The organism is Verticiella alkaliphila, assembly GCF_018904615.1.
Lineage (GTDB): Bacteria > Pseudomonadota > Gammaproteobacteria > Burkholderiales > Burkholderiaceae_B > Verticiella > Verticiella alkaliphila.
This window is the reverse complement of the sequence record NZ_JADCNH010000081.1, coordinates 1-4900: the sequence shown is the minus strand read 5'-3', so window position 1 is coordinate 4900 and position 4900 is coordinate 1. Positions and strand designations below refer to the sequence as shown.

Below are 4900 nucleotides of genomic sequence, written 5' to 3'. Positions count from 1 at the left end.
CGCCGGTGACTTCGGCACCCGCCAGCGCCTGAACCGCGAGTTCCACGTGCTGCTGGCGCGCGCCACCCGCAACCCCATCATGGCCAGCATGATGGAAGCGCTGATGGAGGTGATGGGGGAGTTCATCGGGCGCATCGGCCCGAGCGACAACCCCTTCGTGCTGCCGTCGCGGCGGCGGCTCCTGCGCCACCTGCGGGCCCGGGACGAAAAGGCGGCCGTGGCCGAGATCGTCACCAGCCTGACCCGGCTGCAGGACAAGTACCTCGCGCTGGCCGACCGGCAGCGGGCCCAGGCGGCCAGCACCCGCGATGCAACGGCGGCTGCGCTAGCCGCGCCAACGGCCAAGCGCGTCCGCCAGGTCCCCGGCGGCAGCGGCCGGCGCTGACTGGATGGCTGCCGGCGTCCGCGAGAAGCGCGGCGCCGGTGCGGGATGCGTGACGCCATCCAGCACCACGAATGCGCCACGCGCGACGTTGTGCGGGTGCCGGGCGGCTTCGCTGAGCGGCAGCACGGGCGCGAAGCAGGCGTCGGTTCCTTCCAGCAGCTCGCGCCAATGGGCCGCGGGGCGGCTCTTGAAGAGCTGCGCCAGCGCCTCGCGCAGGGCCGGCCAGCGCGAACGGTCCGAGGGCGCGGACTGCCACTCGGGACCCAGTTGCAGCAACTCGCACAAGCGAGCGAAGAACTGCGGCTCCAGCGGCCCGACGCTCACGTGCGGTCCATCGGCGGTTTCGTACACCCCGTACCACGGCCATCCGCCGTCCAGCATGTTGCTTTCGCGGCGTTCGACGAAGGCACCGCGCTGGGATTGGCCGATGAACTGCGCCATCAGGTTGACGACGCCGTCGGTGATCGCCGCATCCACCACCTGCCCCAGCCCAGACCGCCGCGCCTCGTGCAATGCGGCCAGGATGCCCATGACCAGGTAGAGGCTGCCCCCGCCGTAGTCCCCCAGCAGGTTCAGCGGCGGCACCGGCCGGTCGGCCGTGCCGATGGCGTGCAGCGCACCGGTGAGCGCGATGTAGTTGATGTCGTGCCCCGCGGCCTGCGCCAGCGGCCCATGCTGGCCCCAGCCCGTCATTCGGCCGTAGACCAGCCGCGCGTTGCGACGCGCGACCGCCTCCGGCCCCAGCCCCAGGCGCTCCATGACGCCCGGGCGGAAGCCTTCCACCAGGACGTCGGCCGCCTGCAGCAGCTGCAGCACCTGCTCGATGCAGGCGGCGTCCTTGAGGTCGGCCTGCACCACCGTGCGTCCCCGCTGCGTGACGTTGCGCGGATCACTGGCGCGTGCCCCCGGGCGGTCGATCGTCACCACGTCGGCGCCCATGTCCGACAGCAGCATGCAGGCGAAGGGCCCCGGTCCGATGCCCGCGAACTCGACGACCCGCAAGTCCGCGAGCGGGCCCGCGCGGCGCGCGGGGGAAGCATTCGGTTCCATCACGGTTTCTCCTCGATCGGATGCGCACGCGCCGATGCAGCACGACGCGCCGCAAACAGCGCGGCCCGCCAGGCAAAGACGAAGGCCGGCCCCAGTGTCGTTCCCGGGCCCGGATAGGTGCCCCGCATCACGGACGCGGCATCGTTGCCGCAGGCATAGAGTCCTACGACGACACGGCCAGCGCGGTCCAGCACCCGGCCATCGGCATCGATCGGCAGCCCCGAACTCGAAGCCGCGTCGGCCGGCAGGATGCGCAACGCGACGAAGGGCGGTTGGCCGATTTCGCCCAGGCAAGGGTTCGGTCGGTGGGCCGGGTCGCCGTTGAACCGGTCGACCGGCGCATCGCCCTTGTGGAAGTCCGGGTCACGGCCAGTTGCAGCATAGTCGTTGGTCCGCTGCACGGTGGCGAGCAGCCCCGCGGGATCGATGCCGGCGCGCTGCGCCAGCGCCGGCAGGCGGTCGGCCACGCAGACATAGCCTTGGCGGATCCAGCGATCCAGCCGGCGCGTCCCCGGCAGGATCACGCCCAGTCCGTACTTGTGCACGAAGGCCGCATCGCAGACCAGCCAGGCCGCATCGCCGCCGGTGCGCTGCAGGTGGCGCACCATCGCCTCCACGAAGTGTGGTACGAACCCGCTTCGTCGGCGAACCTGCGTCCCTGGGCGTCCACGGCAACCAGGCCCGGCTTGGCGCGGTCCAGGAAAAGATGGGGAAAAAGCCCTGGCCCACCTGGGCGTGGCACGCGCGACACCGGCTGCCAGAAGAAGTCGCCGGCGGCGTAGCGCTCGAACCCGGCGCCGGCGGATCGCGCCGCGGTGATGCCTTCGCCGTTGACTGCATCGCAAGCCAGCGAAGGCAAGGACATTCCGGCAGGAGCCAGTTCGGCGCGCAGGGCCTCGCCGTGACCAACGCCACCGGTGGCCAGGACCACGCCCGCCCGGCTGTCGAGGCGCCGCTCCTGGCCATCGACGGCAAAGGTGGCTCCCCGCACCTTGCCGCCTTCGACGGTCAGTTCCCGCAGGCGCCAGCCGAAGCGAACGTCGACGCCGGCGCGCTGCAGGCTGTAGAACAGGCGGGCGACCAGCGCATTGCCCATCACCAGGCGCGTGCCGCGGGGATAGCGGATGCGGTCGACAAGGTAGCGGGCCACCAGCCCGGCACTGGCAACGAACGCGGGCCAGGATTGCCAGCGCCGCACCAGTGCCTGGATGTCGGCCTTGCCCACCATCATCCCGCCGAGCAGCAGGAACTCCGGCATCGGCGGCCGGATCCGCGCGAATGCGCCACGCAGCAGCCGTCCGTCGAAGGGGCGCGGCGCCAGCGCCCGGCCAGCGATCGCCGCACCGGGCAAAGCCAGGTAGTCCGGATGCTGTCCCGCACTGACGAAGGCGACGTCGGTGCGCTCCTCGAGGTAGGCAATGGCCGCGTCGCCGGATTCCAGGAACGCCTGCCGCAGCTGGCGCCCATCGTCCGGCCCGATCAGCGCGTCCAGGTAGCTGGCCGCCGCCTGGACCGAGTCTGCATGGCCCGCCTCCGCCCCGTGCCGGTTGCCCGGGATCCAGAGCGTGCCGGCGGAAGTGGCCGTCGTGCCTCCGACTTGTTGTGAGCCCTCGCACAGCACGACGCGCAGGCCTTCGAGCGCCGCCACCAGCGCGGCCACCATGCCGCCCGCCCCGGCACCGACCACGACCAGGTCGATATCGGCTTGCCTTTCATCCGTCGAAGACGACCCCGTCACCGGCAGCGCCACTGCAGCAGCGTGTACGGCTGCGAAGCCTCCGGGTGATGCTCGAACACGCCCTGAACTTCGGCCCCGATGCGCACTTGCTGCAGCGGATCGCCCAGCAGGTTGCCCACCATGCGGACGCGGCCCGCGTGCGGAAGCTCCACCACGACGGCCAGGTAGGCACCGTGATCCTTGAGGGCCGGATGCGCCGGATGCCAGATGCGCTCCCAGCTGAAGATCAGGCCGGACGGTTCCACCTCACCAGGCTGGGTCGAATTGCAGGCAGGCGTGGCAGATCCATTCAGGCCCGAACTGCCAGGCCTGGCAGTGTGCGCAGCGCTGCACGCGCAGCACGCCTTCGCGCAGGCCGTTCCAGTACGGCGCCGAGACGCCATCCGGCTCGGGAACCGGAATGGGCAGGCCCGGCGGAAGGTAGGAAGAAGGCATGGTCATCGCGGTGTCTCTCCCAGTGCATCGCGCGAGCCCAGCAACAGGTTGCTCGCCGGCGACACCATCGGCCCTCCAACGACCAGCGCGACGTCGTTTCGCGCCGCCTGGTTGCTAGAAGTTCCGCGCACCTGCCGCACCGCTTCCAGCACCAATTCGAAACCATGGACGTAGCATTCCGCCAGGTTGCCTCCGCTGGTGTTGAGGGGCAGGCGGCCGCCCTTTGCCACCAGGTTGTCCAGCACGAGAAAATCATTGGCTGCCTCAGGCGGGAAAAAGCCGTGTTCGGCCAGCGCCATCAACACGCCCCCAGTAAAGCTATCGTACGCCTGCACCACGCCGACATCCTTCGGCTCAACGCCGGCCATCCGATAGAGGTCAGGCGCGACCGTGCCGAAGTTTCCAGATGCGTATTCGATTGAGTTGTGTGCGAAGCTGCCAAACCGGGGGCCGGATCCCGCGGCAGCGCCGAGCAAGTACACCGGCTTTTGCGCACAGTCGGCAGCGCGTTGTGCATCCATCAGGATCAGCGCCGCGGCTCCGTCGTTCTCCATGCAGCAGTCGAACAGGTGCAGCGGCTCGGCGATCCAGCGCGAGGCATCGTACTTTTCCGCGTCCAGCGGCTTGCCATGCATCACGGCCCGCGGGTTCGCCTGCGCATGGTGATAGGACGCCAGTGCGATGGCACGCAGCGCCTCCTGCCGGATGCCGTGCTCATGCATGTAGCGCTGGATCCGCATGGCGAAGCGCTGCGGCGGCGAGATCACGCCGTAGGGCACCAGGTAGGCGCGCTCGCCCGAGATCGTGCCGCTGCCGGCGCTCTGGCCGAAGCGGCCGTACTGCCCCTGGTTGAGCGAACGAAACACCACCACGCAGTCGGCTTGGCCGGTGGCGATGGCGGCCGCGCCATTGGCGACCGCGGCGCAGCAGCCGCCACCGCCGCCGCCCCACTGCATGGTGGCGGAGCGCAGGCGCGGCAGCCCCAGCGCGGAGGCCAGGCGGGTGGCTTCGCTGCGGTCGTCGCCGTACGAGGCGAAGCCGTCGATGTGGCGTGGATCCAGGCCCGCGTCGGCGCAGGCGCGCAGCACGGCCTGCAGCGCCAGCTTGAACTCGGCATCGGGAGACTGGCCGTGCTTGTAGTAGTGCGTCTCCCCGATGCCGACGATCGCGACACGGCCCTTCAGTGTGCGCTGGGCCATCGTTGGGACCGCATCAGACAGTGATGTTGAACTTCTTCACGATCGGCCCCCACTGGGCGATCTCGCCTTCGATCGTGCGGCCCAGCTCTTCCT

At 70.2% G+C, this 4900-nt stretch carries 5 protein-coding genes and 1 pseudogene; 1 reads left to right on the top strand and 5 read right to left on the bottom strand.

All coding sequences use genetic code 11. From position 1 onward, the window contains the following. A partial coding sequence (locus IMZ29_RS22125; RefSeq protein WP_216188424.1) for an FCD domain-containing protein occupies window positions 1–385 on the top strand: 385 nt, incomplete at its 5' end. Here IMZ29_RS22125 and IMZ29_RS22120 read toward each other — a convergent pair. The 5 genes and pseudogenes from IMZ29_RS22120 to IMZ29_RS22100 all read right to left on the bottom strand — a co-directional run bounded on the left by IMZ29_RS22120 (window position 326) and on the right by IMZ29_RS22100 (window position 4696). Next, entirely contained in the window at window positions 326–1435 is a 1110-nt protein-coding gene (locus IMZ29_RS22120; protein ID WP_216188426.1) for a CaiB/BaiF CoA transferase family protein, read from the bottom strand. The two genes, IMZ29_RS22125 and IMZ29_RS22120, sit on opposite strands and share 60 nt — an antisense overlap. Further along, window positions 1435–3122, bottom strand: a pseudogene (locus IMZ29_RS23010) (FAD-binding protein). The gene IMZ29_RS22120 and the pseudogene IMZ29_RS23010 overlap by 1 nt, the downstream one beginning before the upstream one ends. Window positions 3123–3169: 47 nt before the next feature. Continuing rightward, on the bottom strand, window positions 3170–3418 hold the full coding sequence (locus IMZ29_RS23005; protein WP_371820397.1) for an OB-fold domain-containing protein: 249 nt from the start codon (window positions 3416–3418) through the stop codon (window positions 3170–3172). 1 nt (window position 3419) lies between these two features. Then, window positions 3420–3608: a zinc ribbon domain-containing protein gene (locus IMZ29_RS23000; RefSeq protein WP_253207382.1), complete on the bottom strand. Its 189-nt coding sequence runs from the start codon at window positions 3606–3608 to the stop codon at window positions 3420–3422. A gap of 2 nt (window positions 3609–3610) precedes the next feature. Further along, window positions 3611–4696, bottom strand: coding sequence for a thiolase C-terminal domain-containing protein (locus tag IMZ29_RS22100; RefSeq protein WP_371820396.1), 1086 nt, complete (start codon window positions 4694–4696; stop codon window positions 3611–3613). Between the last annotated feature and the right edge of the window lie 204 nt (window positions 4697–4900).